Below are 26,636 nucleotides of genomic sequence, written 5' to 3'. Positions count from 1 at the left end.
GGGGGGGTCGCCTTTTTCTCCTTCCCTTTTCGCTTCCCAAAACAAACAAAACGAAAAAAACGGGCGGGGGGGGTGGGGGGGTTTTGTTCTGGGGGGGGGGGGGGCCCCCCCCCCCCCCCCCCACCGGGGGAGCGGGGGTCAGCGGCGGCGCCGCGGGCCCTCGTCCTCGTCGTCGTGCGGGCCGAACAACTCGTCCGCGAGCGTCGGCAGATCGTCGAGCGGGGTCTCCTCCGCCCAGTCGGAGCGGCGGCGGGGCCGGCCGTTCTCGTCGAGCTGGGGCAGCTCGCGGGTCCGGTCGTTCGCCCCCTGCGGCTGCTTCCGGGCGGGCCCGGCGTCCCGGAAGATGCCCTGCGGAACCCGGTCGACCGGGTCGGACGCCGGGGTGTCCCGGACGGAGGGCAGCACGGCGGTCGACTCGGCGTCCCGCACGGGAGGCAGAACAGCGGTCTCGTCGGCCGCGCGCTCCTCGCCGATCCGGGGCAGGACGCTCGTCTCCGCCTCCGGCTTCGTGATCCTCACGATCGGCGTGGCGACGGTGATCTCTTCGGGCGAGACGGTCGGCGCGTCCGGTTCGGCGGCCGCCGGCTTCCGGTCCCGCGCCCCGCCCGACGTCCCGGCCTTCGCTGCGCCCGACGTCCCGGCCCTCGTCGTGTCCGGCTTCGCGATCCGCGGATCCGGCTTCACGATCGGGGTCGGCTGGGTGACCTCGTTGGCCGAGAGCTCCACGGCCGCGGCCTCGGCGGCACGCGCGGCCCGCTCCGCGGCGGCGTTCGCCTCCGCCTCGGCCTTCTCCCGCGCGACCTTCGCATCGGCGGCGGCCTCGGCCTCCGCCGCCGCCTTCCGCTCCGCGGCGGCCCGCTCGGCCGTTGCCTTGGCCGCCTCGGCACGGAGGGCTGCGGCGGCTTCCGCGGCGGCCCGCTCGGCCGCCGCACGCTCCGCGGCGGCCTTGGCGGCCGCCTCGGCCGCGATCTTCTCGGCGGCCGCCTTCGCCGCGGCCTCCTCCGCCGCCTTCGCGGCAGCCGCTGCCTCGGCCATCCGGCGGGCCTCCTCGGCGCGGAGCAGGGCCTCCTCCGCCTTGCGCTGCTTCTCCAGGCGGCGTTCCTCAGCCTCGGCCCGCAGCCGGGCCTCCTCCTCGGCCTCCTTGCGGAGCCGCTCCTCTTCCTCCTTGCGGGCCTTCTCCTCGGCCGCGAGGCGCCTGCGCTCCTCCTCGGCGGCGATGCGGGCCTCCTCGGCCTTGCGCCGCGCCTCCTCAGCCTGGCGCTCGGCCTCCAGGCGGCGCGCCTCTTCCTCCTCGCGCCGCTTGCGCTCCTCCTCCTCGGCGCGGAGCTTGGCGAGCTGCTCCTGGCGCTCGCGCTCCAGTCGCTCCTCCTCGGCCTTGCGGGCGGCTTCCTCCTCGGCGCGGCGGCGCGCCTCCTCCTCGGCCTTCCGGCGGGCCTCCTCGACGGCCTTCACCTCGGCCTCGGAGAGCGGCAGCATCCGGTCGAGCCGGTGGCGTACGACGGTGGTGACGGCCTCGGGCTCCTGCCCGGCGTCGACGACGAGGTAGCGGCTGGGGTCGGCGGCCGCGAGGGCGAGGAAACCGGCCCGCACGCGCGCGTGGAACTCCGGCGGCTCGGACTCCAGGCGGTCGGGCGCCTCGGTGAACCGTTCCCTCGCGGTCTCCGGAGAGACGTCGAGGACCACGGTCAGGTGCGGGACGAGTCCGTCGGTCGCCCAGCGCGAGATACGGGCGATCTCGGTCGGGGAGAGGTCACGGCCCGCGCCCTGGTAGGCGACGGACGAGTCGATGTACCGGTCGGAGAGGACGATCGCGCCCCGCTCCAGGGCCGGCCGGACCAGGGAGTCGACGTGCTCGGCGCGGTCGGCGGCGTACAGCAGGGCTTCGGCGCGGTTCGAGAGCCCCGCCGACGACACGTCGAGGAGGATCGAGCGGAGGCGCTTGCCGATGGGGGTGGCGCCGGGCTCGCGGGTGACGACGACCTCGTGGCCCTTGGCCCGGATCCACTCGGCGAGCGCCTGGACCTGGGTGGACTTGCCGGCGCCGTCGCCGCCCTCCAGGGCGATGAAGAAGCCGGTCGGGGAGGGCGCCTGCACCGGGTCCGAGCCGCGCAGCGCGTCGCGCAGGTCGCGGCGGAGCGGGACGCCCGCCCGGTCGTCGGCCTTCGCGAGGACGAGCGCGGCGACCGGCAGCAGCAGGGCGCCGATGAGGGCGAGCGTGAAGGCGGCGCCGCCGTGCGCGAAGACGAAGCTCCCGGAGTCGGAGGCGAGCCGGTGCGGTCCGATCGCGGCGGCGAGCAGCGGCGCGGCGAGCGCGCCGGCCGCCATGCCGACGCGGGCGGTGGCCTGGAGGTGCTCGGTGGTGCGGGCCCTGCGGGGCTCCTCGGTCTCCTGGTCGACGAGGGTGTGCCCGGTGTTCGCGGCGACTCCGGCGGCGTATCCGGCGAGGACGGAGAGGAGCAGCACGGTCGCCGTGTCCGGCACCAGGCCCATCGCGATCAGCGCGACCCCGGTGACGGCGGTCACGAGCGCGAGCAGCCGGCGGCGGGACAGGACGGGCAGGACCGAGCGGGCGGTGCGGATGCCGACGGCGGTGCCGCCGCTGAGCCCGAGGACGAGCAGGGCGTACGTGACGGGCCCGCCGCCCAGGTCGTAGGCGTGGAGTACGGCGACGGACGCGGCCGCGGCGATGGCTCCGGCGACGGTGGCGCAGGTCAGGACGAGCAGCGCGAGGGCTCCGGTACGGCCCTTCTCGACGCTGCCCTCGGCGCCCTTCTCGGTGGGCCGGCGCAGCCCCTCCAGGGGCGAGCGGGGGCGGGGGGTGTCCCCGCCGGGCAGCGCCATGGCGTACAGGACGGTGACGGATGCGGCGAACAGGCCGGCGGCCACGTACGAGCCGAGGGCGGCCTGGTGCAGCGAGAACCAGTCGATTCCGGCGCCGAGCAGGTTGCCGACGAGGGTGGCGACGAGCAGGACGGCGGCAGCGACGGGGACGGCGAGGAAGCCGGTGCGCTGGGAGAGCCGGCGCAGCGCGCCGAGGTGGTCGGGCAGGGGCCGTACGGCGCCGCCCTCGATCGGCGGGGCGGGCAGCAGCGCGGGCGCGGCGCCCTCGCGGCTGATCGTCCAGAGCCGCTCGGCCGCGCCGGCGACGAAGACGGTGCCGAGCAGGTACCAGAGGGCGTTGCCGGGGGTCCAGTCGATCCACAGCGGTGCGATGACGAGCAGCGCGATCCGGACGCCGTCGGCGCCGATCATGGTCCAGCGCCGGTCGAGCACTCCGCCGGGTCCGGTGAGCGCGGTCAGCGGTCCGAGCAGGACGGCCCCGAAGAGGACCGAGGCGAGCAGCCGGGCGCCGACGACGGCGGCCACGGCGAACGCGGCGCCCCGTTCTCCCCCGCCGAGCGCTCCCTCGGTCACCGCGGCCTGGAGGCCCAGGAGGACGAGCACGAGCAGGGCGAGTGCGTCGCCGGTGCTGCCGACGAAGTGGGCGCTCCACAACCTGCGCAACGGCTGATGGCGCAACAGGGCGCGTACGGCACGCTCCCTGGAATCCGCGACGAGTGCGGCGTCGGAATCGCCGAGGCGGTCTGGCTGCTCTGCTCGCGTCATCCGTCCACCCTATCCGGACGGCCTTGCTCCCCGTGGCCTCCGCCCGAACATCCGGACGAGCCTGTGACAGGACGAACAGGAGAACGACGAACGGGGGTGGAGGCAGCTGCCTCCACCCCCGCCGGAACAGTTCGTTCCAGGGTCGACTACTCCGGCTTCGCCGCCGCCGTCTTCTTCGCGGCGGTCGTCTTCTTGGCCGTCGTCGTCTTCTTCGCGGCCGTCTTCTTCGCGGCCGTCGTCGTCTTCTTCGCCGCGGTCTTCGTGGCGCTCTTCTTCGCGGTGGTCGCCTTCTTGGCCGGGGCCTTCTTGGCGGTCTTCTTCGCCGGTCCCTTGGCGCGCTTCTCGGCGAGCAGCTCGTAGCCGCGCTCCGGCGTGATGTCCTCCACGCTGTCGCCGGTCCGCAGGGTGGCGTTGGTCTCGCCGTCCGTCACGTACGGGCCGAAGCGGCCGTCCTTGACGACCACGGGCTTCTCGCTGACCGGGTCGGTGCCCAGCTCCTTCAGCGGCGGCTTGGCCGCGGCGCGGCCCCGCTGCTTCGGCTGGGCGTAGATCGCGAGGGCCTCTTCGAGGGTGATCGTGAAGAGCTGCTCCTCCTCGGTGAGCGAACGCGAGTCCGTGCCCTTCTTCAGGTACGGGCCGTAGCGGCCGTTCTGCGCGGTGATCTCGACGCCCTCGGCGTCCGCGCCGACGACCCTGGGCAGGGACATCAGCCGGAGCGCTTCCTCCAGGGTGACGGTGTCGACGGACATCGACTTGAAGAGGGAGGCCGTGCGCGGCTTCACCGCGTTCTTGCCGGTCTTCGGGGTGCCCTCGGGCAGGATCTCCGTGACGTACGGGCCGTAGCGGCCGTCCTTCGCGACGATCTGGTTGCCGCTGACCGGGTCGGCGCCCAGCTCGAAGTCGCCGCTCGGCTTGGCGAGCAGCTCCTCGGCGAGCTCGACGGTCAGCTCGTCGGGTGCGAGCTCCTCGGGGACGTCGGCGCGCTGGTGGCCCTCGGCCTCCTTCTCGCCGCGCTCGACGTACGGGCCGTAGCGGCCGACGCGGAGCACGATGTCGTTGCCGACGGGGAAGGAGGAGATCTCGCGGGCGTCGATCGCACCGAGGTCGGTGACGAGTTCCTTGAGGCCGCCGAGGTGGTCCCCGTCGCCGTTGCCGGCGTCCGCGGCACCGCCGGAGGCGGCCGTACCGCCCTCGGTCTCACCGAAGTAGAAACGCTTCAGCCACGGCACGGACTTGGCCTCGCCGCGGGCGATGCGGTCGAGGTCGTCCTCCATCCGGGCGGTGAAGTCGTAGTCGACGAGCCGCCCGAAGTGCGTCTCCAGGAGGTTGACGACGGCGAAGCTCAGGAAGGACGGCACGAGGGCCGTGCCCTTCTTGAAGACGTAGCCGCGGTCGAGGATCGTGCCGATGATCGACGCGTACGTCGAGGGGCGGCCGATCTCGCGCTCTTCCAGCTCCTTGACCAGCGAGGCCTCGGTGTAGCGGGCCGGCGGCTTGGTCGCGTGGCCGTCCACCGTGATCTCGTCGGCGGTCAGCGCGTCGCCCTCGGCGACCTGCGGCAGGCGCCGCTCGCGGTCGTCGAGCTCCGCGTTCGGGTCGTCGGCGCCTTCGACGTACGCCTTCATGAAGCCGTGGAAGGTGATCGTCTTGCCGGACGCGCTGAACTCGGCGTCACGGCCGTCGGCGGCCCGGCCGCCGATCTTCACGGTGACCGAGTTTCCGGTGGCGTCCTTCATCTGGGAGGCGACGGTCCGCTTCCAGATGAGCTCGTACAGCCGGAACTGGTCGCCGGTCAGACCGGTCTCCGCCGGGGTGCGGAAACGATCACCCGAAGGACGGATCGCCTCGTGCGCCTCCTGCGCGTTCTTGACCTTGCCCGCGTAGACGCGCGGCTTCTCCGGCAGGTAGTCGGCGCCGTACAGCTGCGTGACCTGCGCCCGCGCCGCCGAGACGGCGGTGTCGGAGAGGATCGTGGAGTCCGTACGCATGTAGGTGATGAAGCCGTTCTCGTACAGCTTCTGCGCCACCTGCATGGTCGCCTTCGCACCGAAGCCCAGCTTGCGGCTCGCCTCCTGCTGGAGGGTGGTGGTGCGGAAGGGGGCGTACGGGGAGCGGCGGTACGGCTTCGACTCGACCGAGCGCACCGCGAACGCGGTGTCGGCGAGCGCCGCGGCCAGGGCGCGGGCGTTCGTCTCGTCCAGGTGGAGGACGCTGTCGCTCTTCAGCCGGCCGTCGGCGCCGAAGTCACGGCCCTGCGCGACCCGCTTGCCGTCGACCGCCGCGAGGCGCGCGACCAGCTGCGACGGGTCGGAGGCGTCACCGGTGCGGCCGGTGGCGAAGGTGCCGGTGAGGTCCCAGTACTCGGCGGAACGGAAGGCGATGCGCTCGCGCTCCCGCTCGACGACGAGGCGGGTGGCCACCGACTGGACGCGGCCGGCCGACAGCTTTGGCATGACCTTCTTCCAGAGGACCGGCGAGACCTCGTAGCCGTAGAGGCGGTCGAGGATGCGGCGGGTCTCCTGGGCGTCGACCATGCGCTGGTTCAGCTCGCGCGGGTTGGCGACGGCCTCGCGGATCGCGTCCTTGGTGATCTCGTGGAAGACCATCCGGTGGACCGGGACCTTGGGCTTCAGGACTTCCTGGAGGTGCCACGCGATGGCCTCGCCCTCGCGGTCCTCATCGGTGGCGAGGAAGAGCTCGTCGGATTCGGCGAGGAGCTCCTTGAGTTTCCTGACCTGCGCCTTCTTGTCGGCATTGACGACATAGATGGGCTGGAAGTCGTGCTCGACGTCGACGCCGAGGCGGCGGACCTCACCGGTGTACTTCTCGGGCACCTCTGCGGCGCCGCTGGGAAGGTCTCGGATGTGCCCGACGCTCGCCTCGACGACGTAGCCGGGGCCGAGGTAGCCCTTGATCGTCTTCGCCTTGGCAGGCGACTCGACGATGACGAGTCGGCGGCCGCCGTGTGCGGCTTCGCTGGTCGGGGACAACTTCGCTCTTCTCTCCGGATCGACACTCTCTGGCACGTACGGTGCTGGCACGCACGGCAGCGGCACGGACGGTGACGCTCCCGTCGCTGCGGAGTGTGACGGTACAACCCGCCCCCGTGTCAAACGGCGAAAGCCCGCAACGGCCACTCGAACGGTAACCCGAGTCCTGGCATTCCTGCCGCCCGGACTCCCGGTCGGGCGGGGCGCGACGGGATCAGGAGGAGATCGGGGAAGGGGTCAGAGACGGCCGAAGCACCAGACGCCGAGGACGAGGGAGGCGGCGCCGAAGAGGCTCGTCAGCGCGACGGCGGCACGCGGGGCGACCCCGTGGGCGACGGGCTCACGGTGCAGTGTCCGCACGGTGGTCCACAGCAGCAGCGCGCCTCCGAACAGCGTGAACGCCGCCCCCGCGAAGATCGCCGGCCCGCTCTCCATGCCCGTACCCCGTTCCGTTCACATGCGGTGTTGGTCTCCCGCAGCCGAGGCTGACACCTCTCGGCGTCGTGGGTGCGAATTCCGGGTGAACGACGCGGAGCATCCCGTACGGTTTCACGAAGATGGCCGGTAGTGACCTACTCGTCACTTCTCGTACGTCGCTCACATCGCTCACATCACTCGCTTCACGTACTGCTCGGCCTCGCTGCCTTCTCGGCCTCGCTGCCTCGCGGGCTTCCGCCGCCTTCGCGGCCTCTCCGCCTGCCCGCACGTCTCGTCCGTCACATCGTGTCGAGGGTGGCCCGGCGCCGGCTGCCCCGCTCGAAGACGCCCAGCAGGACGACGGCGAGCAGCCCCCAGCCCGCTCCCACGGCGAGCTCCGCCCCGAGCAGGGCACCGTCGAGACCGGCGCCGGCGGTCAGCCCGCGCGCCGCGTCCGCCGCGTGCGTGAGCGGCAGCAGCTCGCCGGCGGCCCGCATCCACTCCGGCAGCGTCTCCCGGGGTACGGCCGCGCCGGTCAGCAGGAGCAGTACGGAACTGGCCACGTTCGACACCAGGAACACGTCCCGGAAGCGGAGCCCCAGCGCGCCGAGCGCGAGCCCGAACGCCGAGCAGGCGCCGGCCGCGACGAGCAGGACGAGACCGAGACCGGGCAGCGCCCCGGCGGGCACGGACAGCCCGAGGACGAGCGAGGCGGCGGTGAGCACGAAGGCGCTGACGAACAGCCCGTTGAGCACGTACGGCAGGGCGCGCCCGATCCACAGCGGGACCCGGTGCCGGGGCGAGAGCAGGACCGCGCCGAGCGTGCCGTACCGGCGCTCGTTGGCGACGGCCATCGTGCCGCCGTACACGCAGGAGGCGGAAGCCGCGAGGACGGCGTTCCCCACGAGGTGGAAGCGGTCGTCGGCCACCCCCAGTTCACGCCCCAGGAAGACGAAGAAGAAGACCTGGAGAAGCGGCCCGACCAGCAGGGTTCCGATGAACATCGGCGGGGTCGTCCAGTTGAAGAGGGCCCGGTAGGAGATCGCCCCGCCGACGACGACGAGCCGCGCGGTGCCGAGGAAACGGAACATGGTTGTCGTGCCTCTCGAGGGTGGGGTGGAGGTTTCCGTCGGGTGGGCGGGGGAGCTCGTACGTCTCACGCGAGGGCGAGCGTCGCGGCGGCGCGCGCCCGGCGCTCCACCCGTCCGAGGACGAGGACGGCGGCCAGGGCGTACCCGGCGCCGAGCACGGCGGCGAACAGCATCGGGGTGAGCACGTCGCCGCCGGAGGCCGCCGCGTGCACGGCCCGCGCGCCCCAGGTCGTGGGCAGGGCCCAGGAGACCGGATGGGTCCAGGCGGGCAGCACGGTGACGGGCACGAGCAGCCCGGACAGCAGCCAGACGGGCGTGTCGAGCGGGTTGGCGAGCGCGTTGGCGTTGCGCAGCAGGACGAACGTGGCGGCGAGCAGCAGCCCGGTCATGCCGAGCACGAGGACGCACACCGGGACGGCGACCAGGAAGAGCAGCGGATGCGCGAAGTCCAGGGGCACGTCGAAGAGCAGGACGCCCCACAGGACGGTCGCGCCCATCGCGTACGTGCCGATGACGGCCGTCGCGAGGGTGATCGGGAGCAGGACGAGCGCGAGCGGCGTAGGCGCGACGACCAGGCTCTCCAGGGTGCCGAGCCAGCGCTGGTTCTGCACCGCGCCGCCCGAACCGAACAGCACCGAGCCCCAGATGCCCATGAGCCCGGCCCCGACGGAGGCGGTGAGCAGCCGGTCGGGGTCCCCCGCGGCGCGGAACAGATAGACGGCGAGCGTCGCGTAGACGAGGGGGACGAGGACGGCGAAGGTGATCTCGATCGGGGAGCGCGACATGTACGAGACGTGCGTACGGACTCCGACGAGGATCAGCCGCGGGACGCGCCGCGGGTCGACGGTACGACCGCTCATGCCGACGCCACCTCCTGCGCCGTACCTGTCGTGGCCTCTGCGCCCGCCGTGCCCTCCGTGCTCACTTCGGCTGCCGTGCCCGCCATGCCCGCCGTGCCAGCCGTGCCCGCCGTGCCCTCGACGATCGCGATGTAGGCGTCCTCCAGGGACGGTTCGCGGCTGGTGACCCGGCCGATCCGTACCCCGTCGAGCGCGGCGAGGACCGGCCGGTGCAGTTCGGCGGCCCCCCGTCCGGTCTGCACCGTCACGGTCTGCAGCGCGCCCCGGTCCTCGGCGGACACGCCCCGCACGCCCGGCACCCGCCGCAGCCGGTCGAGCCGCTCGTCGTCGACGCCGTACGCCTCGATCTCCAGCACGTCCCGGTCCCGTACGAGGGACTTGAGGCTGTCGGGGGTGCCGAGGGCACGGATCCGACCGCCCGCGATGACGGCGATCCGGTCGCAGAGCTCGTCCGCCTCGGCCATGTAGTGGGTGGTGAGCAGGACGGTCGTCCCGGCGGCGGCCAGGTCGGCGACCGTGCGGCGCAGATCGCGGGCGGCGACGGGGTCGACGCCGATGGACGGCTCGTCGAGGAAGAGGACGTCGGGGCGGTGGAGCAGACCGCGGGCGATGTGGAGGCGCTGCCGCATCCCGCGCGAGTAGCCCTCGACGCGCTCCTTCTCCCGGCCCAGGAGGCCGACCAGGTCGAGGAGTTCGGCGATGCGGCGCTTCTGCTCGCGGGCGGGGACCGCGTACAGCTCGGCGAAGTAGCGGAGGTTGTCGAGCGCGGAGAGCCGGTCGTACAGGCCCCGGTCTCCGCCGAAGACGTACCCGATCCTGCGGCGTACGGCGACGGGGTCGCGGGCGACGTCGTGGCCGAACACCCGGGCCGTGCCGGAGGTCGGCAGGAGCAGGGTGTTGAGCATCTTGATGGTGGTGGTCTTCCCGGCGCCGTTGGGCCCGAGGAGCCCGAACAGCTCCCCGGGCGCCACGTCGAAGGTGACGCCGCGGACGGCCTCGGTCTCGGTCCGCCGGGACTTCGGCCACCCGGTCCTGCCGGTGTAGGTGCGGCGCAGCGCGTCCGCCTCGATTGCGAGCATGCGCCGGACGGTAGGAGCCCGGGGAGGGACGCGGCCATCGATTCGGAACGCCCCGAATCGTCGCACCGTCGTCGCGGGCCACGGCCGGCCGCCAGGCCTGGCCGTCGTCAGGCCACGGCCGTGAGGATGCCCTCCCCGGCGAGCAGCGCGAGCAGTGAACGGCCGGTGTCCGTCAGCTGGTAGTACACCGAGCGCCCGACCCGATGGCGGGTCACGACACCCGCCTCCGCGAGCACCGACAGGTGCTCGGAGACCGTGCTGGGCGCGAGGCCGAGGCGGTCGGCGAGGCCCGCCGTGGTCAGCGGCCCGCCCAGCTCGCGCAGGACCGCGGCCCGGCCGCGGCCGAGCATCAGCCCGAGCCGGTCCTCGGCGACGGGCTCGGGCGGTTCGCGCAGGGCGCCGGCGCCCCGGGCCTGGAAGCTGAGCGCGAACACCTCGGGGTCGTCCGTCGAGTACAACCGGCAGCCCTCGGCGAAGACCAGCGGCACGAGGACGAGACGCCGCTCGCCGGGCGCGTACTCCGCGTCGATGTGCTTGGTCAGTTCGAGTACGGGCGGCTGCCAGCGTCCCCGGGTCTCCAGTCCGGCGAACAGCGCGTCGACGCCCTCGGTCGCGAACGTCCTGGCGCGGACGAGCACTTCGTCCTCGACGAGCCGGCGCATCGTCGGCCAGTACGGCTCGATCGCGCCCTCCCAGTAGGCCGCGTACGCGTCGGCGAGCGCCGCGCAGGCGGCAACCGGGTCCTTCAGATAGGGCTGCACGAAGGGCGCGTCGGCCATGCCGGGGTAGCAGTCGGCCACCTGGGCGCGGACGAACTCCGGGTCGGTGGCCCGCAGCGCGGCGAGCTCCTCATGGACGTGGACCGTGCCGAACGGCCGGGGCAGCAGGAAGTCGGAGACCGTGTACCGCCCTTCGGCGAACAGGTCCCACAGCGGCCGGAGCCGGTCGTCCTCGCGCCACACCTCCCGCGCCTGCCCGACCCACTCCTGGTACGGCCAGGAGGGGTGGCGGTGCGGCAGCGCGAGGTGCATCGAACAGAACGCGTCCCGCAGCGGGCTGATCGCGATCCGGGTCCCCCCGAGCGAGGCCTCGTCCAGCTCGATCCGTATCAAGCGCCGTCCCCGCCCGCGGCCGGCGCGCCGTCCTCGTCCCCGACGGGCAGCAGGAAGCCCTCCTCGACGAGGAGCCGGATCGCCTGCGGGGTGCGGTCCCGCAGTATCACCGGGTCCTCGCCCATCAGCTGCCCGATCGCGTCGAGGATGCGGCCCGCGCTGAGGGTGCCGTCGCAGACCCCGGCGAACCCGGCGCCGACGTGGTCGACCCGGGTGGCCCGGCGCATCCCCCGGTTCTGCCGGAGCACGACGTGCTCCGGGTCCTCGGCTCCGGGGAGTCCGACCTGCTCCTGCACGACCTCGGGTGCGAGCGTGAACCGGTCGGCGAGGAGACCCGCGTCGTCGTGGGAGCGGAGGTAGTCCTGGCGCTCGAAGTGGGCGAGGACGGTGGGGCCGAGGGGCTGCTCGACGGGGTGCGGCCACTCCTCGACGACGATCGACGGCTCGACGGCGCCGGACGCCACGGCCTCGTTCCGCCGGATCGTGATCCAGCCGAAGCCCACCGCGCGCGTCTTGCGGGCCTCGAACTCGTCGAGCCAGCGCCCGTACGCCTCGCGGTACGCGTCCGGGTCGCCGCGGTGGTCCCCGCTGTCGCGCAGCCACAGTTCGGCGTACTGGGTGACGTCCTGGACCTCGCGCTGCACGATCCAGGCGTCGCAGCCGGCGGGCACCCAGGACCGCAGCCGGTCCTGCCACTCCTCGCCCTCGACGTGCTGCCAGTTGGCGAGGAACTGGGCGTACCCGCCGTCGTTGAGCCGGTCGCCCGCCTGCTGCACGAGCGTGCGGCACAGGTCGTCGCCGCCCATCCCGCCGTCCCGGTAGGTGAGCCGGGCGCCGGGGGAGATCACGAACGGCGGGTTGGAGACGATCAGGTCGTACGTGTCGCCGTCGACCGGCTCGAAGAGCGAGCCGGTCAGCAGCTCGGCCTCCCGGGCCCCGGAGAGCGCGAGGGTGAGCCGTGTGAAGTCCAGGGCGCGCGGGTTGAGATCGGTGGCCGTGACCAGGGTGGTGTGCTGGGCGGCGTGCAGCGCCTGGATGCCGGAGCCGGTGCCGAGGTCGAGGGCGGAGGACACCGGTGTACGGACCGTGATCCCGGCGAGGGTGGTGGAGGCACCGCCGACGCCGAGGACGACGCCTTCGTCCTTCCTGCCGATCCCGCCGGCCCCGCCGACGGCGCAGCCCAGGTCGGAGACGATGAACCAGTCCTCGCCGTCGGGCCCGCCGTACGGCCGGACGTCGACCGTGGCGGAGACGGTGTCGTCCTCGCGGACGACCCAGCCGTCGGCCAGGGCCTCTTCGAGCGGGAGCGCGGCGGCGGCCCGCTCGTGCCCGACGCCCTGCTGGAGCAGGAAGAGCCGGACGAGGGTCTCCAGCGGGGAGTCACCGCGGGTGGCGCGCAGCGCGGGCACGGTCTCGCTGCGCGCGAGCGCGGCGTAGGCCGGGGCGCCGAGCAGGTCGAGGAGTCCGTCGGCGGTGAAGTCGGCGGCGAGCAGCGCCTCGCGCAGACGTGCGGCGTGCGCGGGCACCGGGAGGCGGGGAGGCAGGCTGGTCGTACTCACCGCTCCATTGTGACCGCCGCCACCGACAACCGGGCGGCCGACCCGGCGGCGGACGTCCACGGACCGGCCCGAGGGCCTCCGTCGACCCGGCGGCGCGGACGACCCGTTGCCCTGTCGACCCGGCGGCACGGTGACCCGGCAGCGCGGCGAGCGTTGCCCTGTCGACCCGGCGGCGTGGCAGCGCGACGACCCGGCGGCGCGTGGCGGATCGCCGCGGCCACCGGGTCGGGGCGAGGTGTCCCGGGCGGGACTACTCCTCGGTCTTGGCCGGCGAGGTCGTCCCGGCCGGCTTCGCCGAAGCCTTGTCGGAGGAGGCGGACGCCGTGGAGCCGGGCTGCGGGGACGCCGAGCCGGAGGTCTTCGGCGGGGTCGAGGCCGTGGGCTTCTGGCAGCCGGGCTGCTTGGCCATCGCCTGGCCCAGCTCGCCCTCCTCCAGCTTGGACAGGGCGTTCTGGTCCATCTTCTCGATCTTGGTCAGGCCGTCGGCGACACCCTGGAGGCCGTCCGCGAACTTCTGCTGGTTCGTCGGGTCCAGCGCGTCGACCTGCTTCTTGAGGCCCTCGTAGGCCACGGCGGTCGCGTTGAGCTCCTTGATCGCGTCCTGCTGCACCTTCTCGCCGTTCTCGACGGGCGGGGCGCCGGCGCCCTCGACGGCCTTCGCCAGCGCCCGGTCGGCGTTGGCGATGTCCTGGAACGCCTTCGAGTCCGCGGCCTGGATCTCGGCGGGCTTGCTGTCCGCGGCCGTCGAAATGATGATCTGGTGGGCGTCGGCCCGCTTCTGGATCTGAGGCTTCGCCTGGTCGCAGAACGTCTTCGCCCAGTCGTCCACCTTGTTGCCCTCGTCGTCGCTGCAACCGGACAGCGCGAGCACGAGTACCGCGCCGCCGGACAGTGCGGCCGCAAGCTTCTTGTTCACCGGATCGGTCCCTTCCAAGGCTCTCGGCCCCGGAACATACACGCCGAACGGGCTACTTCCACCTTTCGTGCGACCGATTAAGACTGTATTGCAGTCTTTTGACCCAAGGGAGAGACCTCTCACGCGCCCCCGACGCGCCCGGGAATGAGACGGACACCACCCGCGGAGCCCGTACGAACAGCCCGCGCGGCTCTCGTACGAACCCAGGACGCGGAGCCCGTACACACCGCGCACGGTTCTCGTACGGGCACCGGGCACGAAGGCCGTACGGACACCGGGCACGAAGGCCGTACGGACACCGCGTCAGGACACCGTCACGGAGCGCCTCTTGGAGATCCGTACGGCGACGATGACGACGATCAGCGCGATCCCCGCGACCGCCGCCCGGAGACCGGCGCTCGCGTCGCCCCCGTAGCTGAACCTCACGACCGCCGGGGCGATGAGCAGCGCGACCAGGTTCATCACCTTCAGGAGCGGGTTGATCGCCGGTCCCGCCGTGTCCTTGAACGGGTCGCCGACCGTGTCCCCGATGACGGTCGCCTCGTGCGCCTCACTGCCCTTGCCGCCGTGGTTCCCGTCCTCCACCAGCTTCTTCGCGTTGTCCCAGGCGCCACCTGAGTTGGCGAGGAAGACGGCCATCAGGGCGCCCGTGCCGATCGCTCCGGCGAGGTACGCGCCGAGCGCGCCTACCCCCAGCGCGAAGCCGACCGCGATCGGGGCCATCACCGCGAGCAGCCCGGGCGTGGCGAGTTCGCGCAGCGCGTCCTTGGTGCAGATGTCGACGACCCGTCCGTACTCGGGTTTCTCGGTGAAGTTCATGATTCCGGGGTGTTCGCGGAACTGCCGCCGCACCTCGTAGACCACCGACCCCGCCGACCGCGACACGGCGTTGATCGCGAGCCCCGAGAAGAGGAACACGACCGCCGAGCCGAGGATCAGGCCGAAGAGGTTGTTGGGCTGGGAGATGTCCATCGAGAGGGTCAGCTCGTCTGCCTTCGCGCCGACCTCGGCGACCGAGGTGGCGATGGCGTCCCGGTACGAGCCGAACAGCGCCGCCGCCGCGAGGACGGCGGTCGCGATGGCGATGCCCTTGGTGATGGCCTTCGTCGTGTTGCCGACGGCGTCCAGATCGGTGAGGACCTGCGCCCCAGCCCCCCGGACGTCCCCGGACATCTCCGCGATGCCCTGGGCGTTGTCGGCGACCGGGCCGAAGGTGTCCATCGCGACGATCACGCCGACGGTGGTGAGCAGGCCCGTACCGGCGAGGGCGACCGCGAACAGCGCGAGCATGATCGAGGAACCGCCGAGCAGGAACGCCCCGTACACGGTGAGGCCGATCAGGAGCGCCGTGTAGACGGCGGACTCCATGCCCAGGGCGACGCCCGCGAGGACGACGGTCGCGGGGCCGGTGAGCGAGGACCTGCCGACGTCCCTGACCGGCCGGCGGCTCGTCTCCGTGAAGTAGCCGGTGAGCTGCTGGATGAGCGCGGCGAGGACGATGCCGAGGGCCACGGCGACCAGGGCGAGGACCCGGGGATCACCGGCGTGGTTCTGGATGCCCGGCTCGGTGACGCCCTCGAGCTCGGCGTAGGAGGAGGGCAGGTACAGGAAGGCGGCGACGGCGACTCCGGCGAGCGAGATCACGGCGGAGACGAGGAATCCGCGGTTGATCGCGCTCATCCCGCCGCGGTCGGAGCGCCGCGGCGAGACGGCGAAGATGCCGATCACCGCGGTGATCACGCCGATCGCGGGCACGATCAGGGGAAACGCCAGACCGTGGTCGCCGAAGGCCGCCATGCCGAGGATGAGCGCGGCGACCAGGGTGACGGCGTACGACTCGAAGAGGTCGGCGGCCATGCCCGCGCAGTCGCCGACGTTGTCGCCCACGTTGTCGGCGATGGTGGCCGCGTTGCGCGGGTCGTCCTCCGGGATGCCCTGCTCGACCTTGCCGACCAGGTCGGCGCCGACGTCGGCGGCCTTGGTGAAGATGCCGCCGCCCACGCGCATGAACATGGCGATGAGCGCGGCGCCGAGTCCGAATCCCTCCAGGACCTTGGGCGCGTCGGCGGCGTAGACGAGCACGACGCACACGACACCGAGCAGCCCGAGGCCCACCGTGCACATGCCGACGACCCCACCGGTACGGAACGCGATCCGGGTGGCCCGGTGGGCCACCTCCGTCAGGTTCTTCTCGGGTGCGCCCTCGGCCGGCGTGGCCTCCCGCGCGGCCGCGGCCACCCGCACATTGGCCCGTACGGCGAGCCGCATGCCGATGTACCCGGTGACCACCGAGAAGAGCGCCCCGACCAGGAAGAACAGGGAACGTCCGGCGCGCTGAGACCAGTTGTCCGCGGGCAGCAGCATCAGCAGGAAGAACACGGCGACCGCGAAGACGGCGAGGGTCCGCAGCTGCCGCGCGAGGTAGGCGTTGGCCCCCTCCTGCACGGCGGCGGCGATCTCCCTCATCCGCTCGGTGCCCTCACCGGCTCTGAGCACCTGGCGGACGAGGAGCCGCGCGACGACCAGCGCGGCGAGGGCGACGGCGCCGATGACGTACACGATCGTCCGGTTCCCGCTCGTGAGCACCGCCGCGGCGAGAGATGTGGGGTACATGGGGACGGATCATAGGGAGACAAACCGGCACGTACGGGGATGCCGGAAACCCCCCGCGCGGATGCACCAATCAGGGGGCGGACTCGGAGCCTGCCGGTCCGGAACGGGGCGGACTCGGGCAGAGGCAGAGGCAGAGGCAGGTTACGGGCGGGTCCGGTCTCGGGCGGCGGCCGGTTGCGCCGGGGGCGCCGGTTGCGACGGGGGCGCCGGTTGCGACGCAACGAGAAGAGGCCCTGCGGGGCAGGGCCTCTGCTCGTTGTTGCGTTGTCGCGTTGTCTCGTTGCGCTTCGTGGCTCCGTACGGGTCAGGACAGGATGTCCGCCGAGTTCACCGGCCAGCTCATCCGGATGGTGCCGCCGTCCTCGCCGGCGCTCACCTCGACATCGTCGACGAGCCCGCGGATCACCGCGAGCCCCATCTCGTCCTCACCGTCGGCGTCGTCGAATTCCTCGGCCGGGGCCGCCGACCGCGCGCCGGGGACACCGGCGGCATCGGCCGCCGCGACCCCCGCGCCCGGGACCTCGTCGCCGACCTCGATGGAGAACGTCTTCTCCTCCTCGGTCAGCACGACCCTGATGGGCGTGGTGACGTCGTTGCTGCGGTGCAGCCCGACGGCACGCGAACACGCCTCGCCGACGGCGAGCCGCACCTCGTCGAGGACCGCCTCGTCCACCCCGGCCCGGCGCGCGACCGCGGCCGCCACCAGGCGGGCCGTACGGACGTGCTCGGGCTGAGCGCTGAAGCGGAGTTCAACGGTGGCCATACGAACCCCCTGGGCTCAGTCGACGGCGTTGACGGCCTCGTCGACCGAGGTGTGGATCGGGAACACCTTGGTGAGACCCGTGATCCGGAAAATCTTCAGAATGCGCTCCTGGTTGCAGACCAGACGCAGCGAGCCCTCATGGGCGCGCACACGCTTCAGGCCGCCGACGAGCACACCGAGGCCGGTGGAGTCGAGGAAGTCCACGCCCTCCATGTCGACAACCAGGTGGTAGCTGCCGTCGTTCACCAACTCGACCAACTGCTCGCGCAGCTTGGGCGCGGTATACACATCAATCTCGCCACCGACCTCGACGACCGTACGGTCGCCACCAGCGCCGGACACATTGCGAGTCGACAGGGACAGGTCCACGGATCCTCCAGCACCTTGCTATCGAACGATCGTCCCCACTGGGTCTCCCGGGCGGAGTCAGGGAACTGATCGCCAGCCGCGATGGCATTCAATCACTTACCAGCAGCCATGCACGACGCCTTGGAAGCATTGTCCGTCATGGCAGTGACACACTCGGTGCCGATGGCCAAGAATCAGCGCCCCCGACGACCGGCCGGAGACATGGGCAGCCGCCCCTCTCCCGCCATGGTCCTCGACCGGCTCTCCTCGGGCGAGAGCCGGGCCGCGCGCATCACTCATATGGAGCACATGCCCGCCCGGGAGGGTCGTCATGCCGTCTGGCCGCACCGCATCCGTCCGGAGGTGATCGCGGCGATCGAGGCGGCCGGGATCGAGCACCCCTGGGCACACCAGGCGGAGGCCGCCGAGCACGCTCTCGACGGCGAGAACGTGGTCATCGCCACCGGCACCGCCTCGGGCAAGTCGCTCGCCTACCTCGCCCCGGTCCTCAGCACCCTCCTGGACGGCTCGGAGGCCCCGAACGGCCGGGGGACCACCGCCCTGTACCTCTCGCCCACCAAGGCCCTCGCCGCCGACCAGCGGCGCGCCGTCCGGGAACTGGCCGCCCCGCTCGGCAACCGGATCCGCCCCGCCGTCTACGACGGCGACACGCCCGTCGAGGAACGCGAGTGGGTCCGCCAGTACGCGAACCACGTGCTGACCAACCCCGACATGCTGCACCGGGGCATACTCCCGTCCCACCCCAGATGGGCCTCCTTCCTGCGCTCCCTGCGCTACGTCGTGATCGACGAGTGCCACACCTACCGGGGCGTCTTCGGCTCCCACGTCGCCCAGGTGCTGCGGCGACTGCGCCGGATCTGCGCCCGGTACGGCTCCGAGCCGGTCTTCCTCCTCGCCTCCGCCACCTCCGCCGAACCCGCCCTCGCCGCCGGCCGCCTCACCGGCCTGCCGGTCACCGAGGTCTCCGACGACGCCTCTCCGCGCGGCGAGCTGGTCTTCGCCCTGTGGGAGCCGCCGCTGACCGAGCTGCACGGCGAGCGCGGAGCGCCCGTGCGCCGCACCGCCACCGCCGAGACCGCGGACCTGCTGACCGACCTGACCCGCCAGGGCGTCCGCTCGGTCGCCTTCGTACGCTCCCGGCGCGGCGCCGAGCTGATCTCGGTGATCGCCCAGGAACGCCTCGCCGAGACCGACCGCGCGCTCGCCCGCCGGGTCGCCGCCTACCGCGGCGGCTACCTCCCCGAGGAGCGCCGGGCCCTGGAGCGGGCCCTGCACTCCGGCGAGCTCCTCGGTCTGGCCGCCACGACGGCCCTGGAGCTGGGCGTGGACGTCTCGGGCCTGGACGCGGTCCTGATCGCCGGCTACCCCGGCACCAGGGCCTCCCTGTGGCAGCAGGCGGGCCGCGCCGGCCGTTCGGGCGAGGGCTCCCTGGCGATCCTGATCGCCCGCGACGATCCGCTGGACACCTTCCTGGTCCACCACCCGGAGGCGATCTTCGACCAGCCGGTCGAGTCGACCGTCCTCGACCCGGACAACCCGTACGTCCTCGCCCCCCATCTGTGCGCCGCCGCCGCCGAGCTCCCGCTGACCGAAGCGGACCTGGCCCTCTTCGGCCCGGCCGTCCCCGACCTGCTGCCCCAGCTGGAGGGCGCCGGCCTGCTGCGCCGCCGCTCCACCGGCTGGTACTGGACCCGCCGCGAGCGGGCCGCCGACCTCACGGACATCCGGGGCGGCGGCGGCAGCCCCGTCCGGATCGTGGAGGCCGGAACCGGCCGGCTGCTGGGCACCGTCGACGAGGCCGCCTCCCACGCGGCCGTCCACGAGGGTGCCGTCCACCTCCACCAGGGCCGTACCTATCTGGTCCGGGAGCTCGACCTCAAGGACTCCGTGGCACTCGTGGAGGAGGCCGTCCCGCCGTACTCCACGACCGCCCGCGACACCACCTCCATCGCCGTCCTGGACACCGAGACCGAGATCCCCTGGGGAGCCGGCCGCCTCTGCTACGGCTCCGTCGAGGTCACCAACCAGGTCGTCTCCTTCCTGCGCCGCCGTCTGATCACCGGCGAGGTGCTCGGCGAGACCAAGCTCGACCTGCCGCCCCGCACCCTGCGCACCCGGGCCGTGTGGTGGACGGTCACGGAGGACCAGCTCGACGCCGCCCGGATCACCCCGGAGATCCTCGGGGGCGCCCTGCACGCCGCCGAGCACGCCTCCATCGGCATGCTGCCGCTCTTCGCCACCTGCGACCGCTGGGACATCGGCGGCGTCTCCGTGCCGCTCCACCCGGACACCCTGCTGCCCACCGTCTTCGTGTACGACGGCCATCCGGGCGGCGCGGGCTTCGCCGAGCGCGCCTTCCACACGGCCCGTGCCTGGCTGACGGCCACCCGGGAGGCCATCGCCTCCTGCGAGTGCGAGGCGGGCTGCCCGTCCTGCATCCAGTCCCCGAAGTGCGGCAACGGCAACGACCCCCTCCACAAGCGCGGCGCGGTCCGCCTCCTCACGGAGATCCTCCGCGAGGCCCCGGAGCCCCCGAAGACCCCTGGGACGCCCGAGGTCCCTGTGGTGCCTGAGATCCCTGTGGCGCCTGAGACATCTGAGACACCTGGGACACCTGGGACGCCGCCGGCAGAGGCGTCGGAGGCCCCGCCCGAGACCTGATCGCAGGCCGGTAGGGGCCGCGCACGACCCGGGCGGTCACCACCGCGATCTCGCCCCGCACGGCGCAGCCCACCAGCTCGGCGCCCTGCGCGGCGGCCACCCGGTCGGCGGTGGCACAGGCCTCGACCTCGCCCCACAGCGCCCGGTCGGCGGCGGCGAGCGCCGCCAGGTCGGCCGCCCCTCCGGCCCGGTGCCTGGCCGCCACCGCCTGCCCGAGCGCGAGCACCGCCCCGAACACCACGCACAGCGCACAGGCCGCGAACGCCACCCACACGGTCGCCGCGCCCCGGTCCCGGCCGCGACCACGGACGTCAGCCGTCACGACGGGCCCCGCTCTCCGGGACGACCGGTGCCGGGTCGCCGATCGGCGTGTCCTCCGCGAGTGCCGCGGCCTCCGCCCTCAGGGTCAGCCCCATGCCCCGGGGACCCGGCGCCGCGGCCTCCACCGTCACCCGCCACAGCTCCCCCGACCGCGTCACCGCGACCCGGGCGCCCTCGGGCGCGGCTGCCCGCGCGGCGGACTCGGCGGAGGCCACGGGCTCGGCGCGGGCCGCGACCCGGGCCCCGGCCCGCGCCGCGTCCACACAGCGGATCTGCGCGGCGGCCGCCGCCAGCGCCCAGAGCAGGGTGACCGTGAAGAGGGCGAGGACAGGCAGCACCAGCGCCGCCTCCACGGTCACGAAACCCCGGTCAGAACGGCGCATCGAGAGCCTTCCCGATCATCGACTCCAGCGCTCCCGAGACCGTCTCGCTGGTCACGATCTTGTACAGGACCGCGGCGAACCCCGCCGCCGCGATCGTCCCCACCGCGTACTCGGACGTGGTCATCCCCGCGTCCCGGCACTCGGCCGCCCTCCTCGCCGTGTCCCGCCGTGCCCGCCGCGCCTGCCGCCGACCGCCTGCCGCCACCTCGGCTCCCCTCGCCACCTTGACTCCCATGCCGACCTCCTCGGTCCGTCGTTCTCGTCGTGTCATGCCGTTCATCCGTGCCGTCATCCGTCCAGAAGCCCCGTCGCCAGGCCGATCACCACCGGGGCCACGCCCACCGCCAGGAAGGCCGGCAGGAAGCAGAGCCCCACGGGCCCGCTGATGAGGACCTGCGCCCGGCGCGCCTTGGTGGCCGCCGTCCGGGCGCGGGCCGACCGCAGCGCGGCCGCGTGCCGGGCGACAGCGTCCGCCGCGGGTGCCCCGGAGGAGCCGGCCCGTTCCATGCAGCGCGCGAGGCCCGAGGCTCCCGGTATCGCGCCGAACCTCCGCCACACCTCGGCCGGTTCGCCGCCGAGCCGCAGTTCGGCCGCCGTACGGGTCAGCCGCTCGCCCAGTGGGCCGCCGAGGGACCGTCCGACGGCCTCCGCCGCCTCCCCGGGCCCGGCTCCGGCCGAGGCGCAGGCCGCCAGCAGATCCGCGGCCAGCGGAAGATGCCGCGCCGCGTCGTCCTCCGCGTCCACCGGCGCGGCGGATCCGCTCACCGCACCGCGTCCGACGGCCACGGCCACCAGGACGGCGGCCACCAGGGCGCCGAACCCGCCGAACAGCACCCAGCCGAGCCCGGCCGCCCCGAGAGGCGCCGCCCCGTACGCCACCCACCGCGGCGGCCGGCCGGACCGGATCCTCCGCGGTCGCGGGGCCGGGGCGGAGGCCGGGGCCGGCAGCAGGTCCCGCAGCCTCCGCCGCACGCCGCGCGCTCTCCGCCCGCGCACCAGCTCCCGCACCCCCTGCTCGGACCAGACGATCGCCACAGTCGCCACCGCGGCCGCCTGCACGGCACCCGTCACGCCCGCTCCCCTCCTCGGACGATCCGAGCGGCCCACCACAGCCCGGCCGCCTCCAGAGCCCCGCCCACGACGAGGCAGCCCAGGCCCGCCGGTGTGTGCAGCAGCACCCGCAACGGATCCGCGCCCAGAGCCGCGCCCAGGGCGACACCGGCGAGCGGCAGCACCGCGAGGACGGCCACCGTCGCCCAGGCCCCGGCGAGTTCGGCGCGCAACCGCTCGCGCTGCTCGCTGTGGTCCCGCAGAGCCGCTTCGAGCCGGTCGAGCCCGGCGGCCAGGCCCGCGCCGCCGTCCACAGCGACCTGCCAGCACGCCGCCATGCCCGCGAGTCCGTCGGCGCCGTCCTGCCCGGCCGCTCTCCGCAGGGCCTCCGGCACGTCCCCGCCGAACCGGGCCGCCGCGAGCACCGCCGCCTCCCGGTCGCCGAGCGCGCCCGTCTCGCGAGCCGCGAAGGACAGGGCCTGCGCGGGCTGCCAACCGGCCCTCAACTCCCCCACGACAGCCCCGCACAGGGCCACCACGCGCTCGGCCCGCGCCTCGCGTTCCCTCCGGCACTCGGCCTCTCTCAGCCGCCGTCCGACGACCGGCACCGCGACCGCCCCCGCCGCCAAGGGCAGCGGCGAGCCACCGAGCACCGCCACGACTCCCGCCACCGGGAGACACAGCCAGGCCCGCCGCCCCCGCAGCACGGCCCACCAGCGCGCGGCCACCGCCGACCACACCACAGGGCCACCGAGACTCCCCGGGCGCCCGATGGGCCCACCGGCGAGCAGCAGCCGCGCCCGCCCCGTGACGCGCCTCCGCTCGGCCACCTCCCACAACGCCACGACCGCGCAGACCACCGCCGCCACCTGGACCACGTCCCGTACGGACAACCCCGTCGTGCTCACGGTCCCCCTCCGATCAGCGACCTGAGCCGCGCCCAGCCCCGCTCCCGCACGAACCCGGCCGCACCCCACCGCAGCGCCGGGACCGTCCGCACCAGGCCGTCCCGGTCCCGCTCCAGGACGTGCGCCTCGGCGATCCGCCGCCGACCGTCCCGGTCCCGCGCCAGATGGAGCACGACCGACAGACCGGCCCCCAACTGGCTGTGCAGGGCGGCCCGGTCGAGCCCGGCCGCCGTCCCCAGGGCTTCGAGGCGCGCCGGCACGTCCGCCGCGGTGTTGGCGTGGACCGTGCCCGAGCCCCCCTCGTGGCCGGTGTTGAGAGCGGCGAGCAGATCGACCGCCTCGCCGCCCCGGACCTCGCCGACCACCAGCCGGTCCGGCCGCATCCGCAGCGCCTGCCGGACCAGGTCCCGCAGGGTCACGAGTCCGGCGCCCTCCTGGTTCGCGGGCCGTGCCTCCAGCCGCACCACGTGCGGATGGTCGGGCCGCAGCTCCGCCGAGTCCTCGGCGAGGACGATCCGCTCCCGCTCCCCCACCAGGCCGAGCAGGGAGGCGAGCAGGGTGGTCTTCCCCGTCCCCGTGCCGCCGCTGACCAGGTACGACACCCGGGCGTCGATGAGTGCGCGCAGGATGGAGGCACCGCCGGGCGGCACCGTGCCCGCCGCCGCCAGCTCCTCCAGGGTGAAGGCGCGCGGGCGGACCACGCGGAGCGACAGGCAGGTCGAGCCGACCGCCACCGGTGGCAGCACCGCGTGCATCCGGGTGCCGTCGGGCAGGCGTGCGTCCACCCAGGGCCTTGCGTCGTCGAGCCGGCGTCCGGCCACCGCCGCGAGCCGTTGCGCGAGCCTGCGCACGGCGGCGGCGTCGCTGAAGGACACCGGGGCCCGCTCCAGACCGGCGCCCCGGTCCACCCACACCCGGTCGGGTGCCGAGACCAGGACGTCGGTGACGGCCGGATCGGCGAGCAGCGGTTCGAGCGGTCCGGTGCCGATCAGTTCGCACCTCAGCTCCTCGGCCACACCCAGCACTTCCGCGTCGCCGAGCAGCCGCCCCTGCGCCCTCAGCGCCGCCGCGACCCGCGCCGGGGTGGGCTCGGACCCGCTCGCCGCGAGCCGCTGCCGCACCGCGTCGAGGAGCCCCGCGCCGCCGCCACCCGCGCTCCCGGTCACGCCGCACCACCGGGGACGAGGGCGCGCACCCAGAAGGCGTCGCAAAACCGGCCGAGGGGGCCGCGGGGCTCGGCGCCCGGTGGCACACCCGCGTCCTGGTCGGACACGATCCCCGGGTCGTAAGGGAGTTCACCGGCGAGCGGCAGCCGCAGCGCGTCGGCGACCCATCGCTCGTCGAGCCCGGCCGCGTACGGTCCGCGGACCACGGCCCGCAGGTCGCGCACACCCATGGAGAGGGTCGACGCCACCCGGTGCGCGGCCGCGACGGCCCTCAACTCGCCCGGCACGACCAGCAGTCCCAGGTCGAGCTGGGCAAGAGCCTCGACGGCCGCCGGGTCGACCGCGCGCGGCAGGTCGACCACGACGACCCCGCCCCGGCGGCGGGCCGCCGCGAGCACGGACCGCACGGCCTCGGCCGGCACGGGCGAGGCGGGCTCCCTGCCCCAGCTGAGCACCCGGACGCCCCGCACGGACGGCAGGGACTCCTCCAGGGCGCCGGCGGCGAGCCGCCCCTTCGAGGCCGCGAAGTCGGGCCATCGTCTGCCCTCCTCGCGCTCGCCGCCGAGCAACACGTCGAGGCCCCCGCCCAGCGGGTCGCCGTCGACGAGCAGGGTGCGCCACCCGGATCGCGAGGCGGCCAGCGCGAGTCCACAGGCCAGAGTGGAGGCACCCGCGCCGCCTCGGCCGCCGACGACCCCGACGGTCAGCGCCTGCCGGCCCACGCCCTCGGCCGCGTCGGCGATGCGGTCGACGAGGAGGTTCTCGGCGTCCGGCAGCCGCAGGACGCACTCGGCCCCGATCTCGACGGCGAGCCGCCACACCCCCGAATCCGCCCGGTCCCGCCCGACGAGGACGGTCCCCGGGCGGCGCTCCGCTCCCCGGCAGCGTGCCGCGGCGTCGTCGCCGACCAGGACGAGGGGTGGGTCGGTCCAGCTCGCCCGCCGCTCCGGAACCCGGTGGTGCACCTCGGGTTCGACCCCCGCAGCGGCGCACAGCCGCAGGAGGTCGTCGAGCAGCCCGAGGTCCTCGGTGACGATCAACGGACCCGTGCGGCGGTGCTCTTGGGGGCCGGGCCCGTCCGTGCCGTTCGGCACCGGGGCCCGCCCCGCCCCGCTCGGCGCCGACGTCCACGTCGTACCCCCGACCCCGGAAGTCCTGGATGCCTCCATGACACACACCCCTCTCGTGATTCCTGCCGTTCGCGAACTTCGCGACGGGAATCACCGTGGGGCCGAACCGAAAATCCTGGGGATCTTGCCGAAAAACTGGGGATATCCCAAGCCCTGTGAATATCTCCGTCACTCCTCCGGGGACTGCCCGGAACGCAGCCTGCCGGTTACTGTGAGTGATGGATCGAGGGTCGGGCAGAGCGCCTGACGATGCGTGGCCGACGGCCGGAAGGAAGGAGGCGGACGATGTCCCACAGCGCCAAAACGGCTCCGGACATGCGACGACCCCCGCCGGGGGGGAGAGCGGGGGTCGTCTTTCCGGCCGACTCGGGGGGGGGAGGAGCCGGACCGGGTTAGCACGGTCGCGAACGATCCGTGACTTCCATGGTGTACCCGAGAGCCTTCTCAGGCAAACCCACGCGCCCCAGCGTACGCCGAATGGCGGGCACCTATGCTCTGGCTTGTGGAAAACCACTCCTTGCCGCGCACAGCCGCCTTCTTTGACCTGGACAAGACGGTCATTGCGAAGTCCTCGACGCTGACCTTCAGCAAGTCCTTCTACCGGGGCGGACTGATCAGCCGCCGCGCCGCCCTGCGGACGGCCTACATCCAGTTCGTCTTCCTGGCAGGTGGAGCAGATCACGACCAGATGGAGCGGATGCGCGAATATCTTTCCGCGCTCTGCAAAGGCTGGAACGTGGCCCAGGTGAAGGAGCTCGTCGCCGAGACCCTTCACGACCTGATCGACCCGATCATCTACGACGAGGCCGCCTCCCTCATCGAGGAGCACCACGCCGCCGGCCGCGACGTCGTGATCGTCTCGACGTCCGGCGCCGAGGTCGTCGAGCCGATCGGCGAGATGCTGGGCGCCGACCGGGTCGTCGCCACCCGGATGGTGGTCGGCGAGGACGGCTGCTTCACCGGTGAGGTGGAGTACTACGCCTACGGGCCGACGAAGGCCGAGGCCGTCCGGGAGCTCGCGAAGTCCGAGGGCTACGACCTCTCGCGCTGCTACGCGTACAGCGACTCGGCGACCGACATCCCCATGCTGGAGGCCGTCGGCCACCCGTACGCGGTCAATCCGGACCGGTCCCTGCGTCGCGAGGCCGTGGCGCGGGAATGGCCGGTTCTCGCCTTCGAGAAGCCGGTGCGGCTCAAGCAGCGGCTGCCCGAATTCCGTATGCCGCCCCGTCCCACGCTCGTCGCCGCGGCGGCGGTGGGTGCGGCGGCCGTGGGCGCCGGACTCGTCTGGTACGCCGCCCGGCGCCGGCAGGCCGCGCTCGCCCATCGACTCGCGGATGACTTTGCCCGAATTTGAGCGATGAGCAGAGAAGTGGACTCAGCACTTTCGCTTCTACCCCGACAGGAGTAGAAAGGAATCAGGCCCGCGAGACCGAGGACATCCGAGAGGATCACCTGTTGAGCATGAAGGCCCCACGGACCTAGCACAGAAACCGAGCACCCACGCGACGTCGACCCGTCGATTACGGGCCAGCCGCACCAGGCTACGGGCAAAGTTCCCGGCCTGATGGGCACATATTCGAGGACGCATGGTAACTGGGTAGACGTGCCAGCGGCGGTACCAGAACTGGTGCCGCCGCAA

The 26,636-nt window shown here is 73.4% G+C and carries 20 protein-coding genes and 1 pseudogene; 2 read left to right on the top strand and 19 right to left on the bottom strand.

Going from position 1 to position 26,636, the window contains the following annotated elements; genetic code table 11:
* Window positions 1-138 precede the first annotated feature (138 nt).
* From tmk to ACZ4XX_RS03210, 12 genes are all read right to left on the bottom strand, one after another.
* Window positions 139-3,606: a dTMP kinase gene (tmk, locus tag ACZ4XX_RS03265; protein WP_468506283.1), complete on the bottom strand. Its 3,468-nt coding sequence runs from the start codon at window positions 3,604-3,606 to the stop codon at window positions 139-141.
* Between the two features lie 146 nt (window positions 3,607-3,752).
* Window positions 3,753-6,596, bottom strand: coding sequence for a type I DNA topoisomerase (gene topA, locus ACZ4XX_RS03260; RefSeq protein ID WP_468506282.1), 2,844 nt, complete (start codon window positions 6,594-6,596; stop codon window positions 3,753-3,755).
* Between the two features lie 237 nt (window positions 6,597-6,833).
* Window positions 6,834-7,031, bottom strand: a complete 198-nt coding sequence (locus ACZ4XX_RS03255) for a hypothetical protein (protein WP_468506281.1) — start codon at window positions 7,029-7,031, stop codon at window positions 6,834-6,836.
* Window positions 7,032-7,312: 281 nt separating this feature from the next.
* The gene (locus ACZ4XX_RS03250; protein WP_468506280.1) at window positions 7,313-8,104 is read right to left on the bottom strand and encodes an ABC transporter permease; all 792 of its coding nucleotides are present in this window, start codon (window positions 8,102-8,104) and stop codon (window positions 7,313-7,315) included.
* 65 nt (window positions 8,105-8,169) lie between these two features.
* Window positions 8,170-8,964, bottom strand: coding sequence for an ABC transporter permease (locus tag ACZ4XX_RS03245; RefSeq protein WP_468506279.1), 795 nt, complete (start codon window positions 8,962-8,964; stop codon window positions 8,170-8,172).
* Window positions 8,961-10,043, bottom strand: coding sequence for an ABC transporter ATP-binding protein (locus ACZ4XX_RS03240; protein WP_468506278.1), 1,083 nt, complete (start codon window positions 10,041-10,043; stop codon window positions 8,961-8,963). Before ACZ4XX_RS03240 ends, ACZ4XX_RS03245 begins: the two co-directional genes overlap by 4 nt.
* A gap of 107 nt (window positions 10,044-10,150) precedes the next feature.
* Window positions 10,151-11,155 (bottom strand): ArsR/SmtB family transcription factor, encoded by a 1,005-nt coding sequence (locus ACZ4XX_RS03235; protein ID WP_468506277.1) that lies wholly within the window; start codon window positions 11,153-11,155, stop codon window positions 10,151-10,153.
* The gene (locus tag ACZ4XX_RS03230; protein WP_468506276.1) at window positions 11,152-12,714 is read right to left on the bottom strand and encodes a DUF7059 domain-containing protein; all 1,563 of its coding nucleotides are present in this window, start codon (window positions 12,712-12,714) and stop codon (window positions 11,152-11,154) included. Before ACZ4XX_RS03230 ends, ACZ4XX_RS03235 begins: the two co-directional genes overlap by 4 nt.
* A 250-nt stretch (window positions 12,715-12,964) precedes the next feature.
* Window positions 12,965-13,630 carry a small secreted protein gene (locus ACZ4XX_RS03225; RefSeq protein WP_468506275.1) on the bottom strand — a complete coding sequence of 222 codons (666 nt, stop codon included), beginning with the start codon at window positions 13,628-13,630 and terminating at the stop codon, window positions 12,965-12,967.
* A gap of 303 nt (window positions 13,631-13,933) precedes the next feature.
* Window positions 13,934-16,243: a sodium-translocating pyrophosphatase gene (locus ACZ4XX_RS03220; RefSeq protein ID WP_468506274.1), complete on the bottom strand. Its 2,310-nt coding sequence runs from the start codon at window positions 16,241-16,243 to the stop codon at window positions 13,934-13,936.
* Window positions 16,244-16,547: 304 nt separating this feature from the next.
* A complete protein-coding gene (locus ACZ4XX_RS03215; RefSeq protein WP_468506273.1) occupies window positions 16,548-17,006 on the bottom strand; it encodes an ATP-binding protein in 459 nt (152 codons plus the stop codon).
* A 15-nt stretch (window positions 17,007-17,021) separates the two neighbouring features.
* Window positions 17,022-17,375 carry an STAS domain-containing protein gene (locus tag ACZ4XX_RS03210; protein WP_015034520.1) on the bottom strand — a complete coding sequence of 118 codons (354 nt, stop codon included), beginning with the start codon at window positions 17,373-17,375 and terminating at the stop codon, window positions 17,022-17,024.
* Window positions 17,376-17,456: 81 nt separating this feature from the next.
* Here ACZ4XX_RS03210 and ACZ4XX_RS03205 point away from each other — a divergent pair, with 81 nt between their 5' ends.
* The gene (locus tag ACZ4XX_RS03205) at window positions 17,457-20,036 is read left to right on the top strand and encodes a DEAD/DEAH box helicase (protein WP_468506272.1); all 2,580 of its coding nucleotides are present in this window, start codon (window positions 17,457-17,459) and stop codon (window positions 20,034-20,036) included.
* Window positions 20,037-20,076: 40 nt separating this feature from the next.
* Here ACZ4XX_RS03205 and ACZ4XX_RS03200 read toward each other — a convergent pair.
* The 7 genes and pseudogenes from ACZ4XX_RS03200 to ssd all read right to left on the bottom strand — a co-directional run.
* Window positions 20,077-20,274, bottom strand: a pseudogene (locus ACZ4XX_RS03200) (Rv3654c family TadE-like protein); the annotation flags it as partial.
* Between the two features lie 73 nt (window positions 20,275-20,347).
* Window positions 20,348-20,740 (bottom strand): TadE family type IV pilus minor pilin, encoded by a 393-nt coding sequence (locus tag ACZ4XX_RS03195; protein ID WP_468506271.1) that lies wholly within the window; start codon window positions 20,738-20,740, stop codon window positions 20,348-20,350.
* On the bottom strand, window positions 20,727-21,011 hold the full coding sequence (locus ACZ4XX_RS03190; RefSeq protein WP_468506270.1) for a DUF4244 domain-containing protein: 285 nt from the start codon (window positions 21,009-21,011) through the stop codon (window positions 20,727-20,729). The genes ACZ4XX_RS03195 and ACZ4XX_RS03190 overlap by 14 nt, the downstream gene beginning before the upstream one ends.
* A gap of 17 nt (window positions 21,012-21,028) precedes the next feature.
* The gene (locus tag ACZ4XX_RS03185) at window positions 21,029-21,811 is read right to left on the bottom strand and encodes a type II secretion system F family protein (protein ID WP_468506269.1); all 783 of its coding nucleotides are present in this window, start codon (window positions 21,809-21,811) and stop codon (window positions 21,029-21,031) included.
* Entirely contained in the window at window positions 21,808-22,698 is an 891-nt protein-coding gene (locus tag ACZ4XX_RS03180; protein WP_468506268.1) for a type II secretion system F family protein, read from the bottom strand. The genes ACZ4XX_RS03185 and ACZ4XX_RS03180 overlap by 4 nt, the downstream gene beginning before the upstream one ends.
* Complete coding sequence (locus tag ACZ4XX_RS03175) at window positions 22,695-23,864, bottom strand: TadA family conjugal transfer-associated ATPase (protein WP_468506267.1); 1,170 nt, start codon at window positions 23,862-23,864, stop codon at window positions 22,695-22,697. Before ACZ4XX_RS03175 ends, ACZ4XX_RS03180 begins: the two co-directional genes overlap by 4 nt.
* Complete coding sequence (gene ssd, locus ACZ4XX_RS03170; protein WP_468506266.1) at window positions 23,861-25,033, bottom strand: septum site-determining protein Ssd; 1,173 nt, start codon at window positions 25,031-25,033, stop codon at window positions 23,861-23,863. The genes ACZ4XX_RS03175 and ssd overlap by 4 nt, the downstream gene beginning before the upstream one ends.
* A 451-nt stretch (window positions 25,034-25,484) precedes the next feature.
* Here ssd and ACZ4XX_RS03165 point away from each other — a divergent pair, with 451 nt between their 5' ends.
* Complete coding sequence (locus tag ACZ4XX_RS03165; RefSeq protein ID WP_468506265.1) at window positions 25,485-26,351, top strand: HAD family hydrolase; 867 nt, start codon at window positions 25,485-25,487, stop codon at window positions 26,349-26,351.
* Window positions 26,352-26,636: the final 285 nt, after the last annotated feature.

This window comes from Streptomyces sp. NPDC029956 (genome assembly GCF_055574655.1).
The sequence above is the reverse complement of the archived record's forward strand: the minus strand, read 5'-3'. Positions and strand labels throughout refer to the sequence as shown.

Bases quoted from the DNA above. Each gene is read 5' to 3' on its own strand.
- tmk (WP_468506283.1), bottom strand. From the start codon at position 3,606: ATGACGCGAGCAGAGCAGCCAGACCGCCTCGGCGATTCCGACGCCGCA.
- ACZ4XX_RS03255 (WP_468506281.1), bottom strand. From the start codon at position 7,031: ATGGAGAGCGGGCCGGCGATCTTCGCGGGGGCGGCGTTCACGCTGTTC.
- ACZ4XX_RS03250 (WP_468506280.1), bottom strand. From the start codon at position 8,104: ATGTTCCGTTTCCTCGGCACCGCGCGGCTCGTCGTCGTCGGCGGGGCG.
- ACZ4XX_RS03245 (WP_468506279.1), bottom strand. From the start codon at position 8,964: ATGAGCGGTCGTACCGTCGACCCGCGGCGCGTCCCGCGGCTGATCCTC.
- ACZ4XX_RS03240 (WP_468506278.1), bottom strand. From the start codon at position 10,043: ATGCTCGCAATCGAGGCGGACGCGCTGCGCCGCACCTACACCGGCAGG.
- ACZ4XX_RS03220 (WP_468506274.1), bottom strand. From the start codon at position 16,243: ATGTACCCCACATCTCTCGCCGCGGCGGTGCTCACGAGCGGGAACCGG.
- ACZ4XX_RS03215 (WP_468506273.1), bottom strand. From the start codon at position 17,006: ATGGCCACCGTTGAACTCCGCTTCAGCGCTCAGCCCGAGCACGTCCGT.
- ACZ4XX_RS03205 (WP_468506272.1), top strand. From the start codon at position 17,457: ATGGCATTCAATCACTTACCAGCAGCCATGCACGACGCCTTGGAAGCA.
- ACZ4XX_RS03195 (WP_468506271.1), bottom strand. From the start codon at position 20,740: ATGCGCCGTTCTGACCGGGGTTTCGTGACCGTGGAGGCGGCGCTGGTG.
- ACZ4XX_RS03190 (WP_468506270.1), bottom strand. From the start codon at position 21,011: ATGACACGACGAGAACGACGGACCGAGGAGGTCGGCATGGGAGTCAAG.
- ssd (WP_468506266.1), bottom strand. From the start codon at position 25,033: ATGGAGGCATCCAGGACTTCCGGGGTCGGGGGTACGACGTGGACGTCG.
- ACZ4XX_RS03165 (WP_468506265.1), top strand. From the start codon at position 25,485: ATGCTCTGGCTTGTGGAAAACCACTCCTTGCCGCGCACAGCCGCCTTC.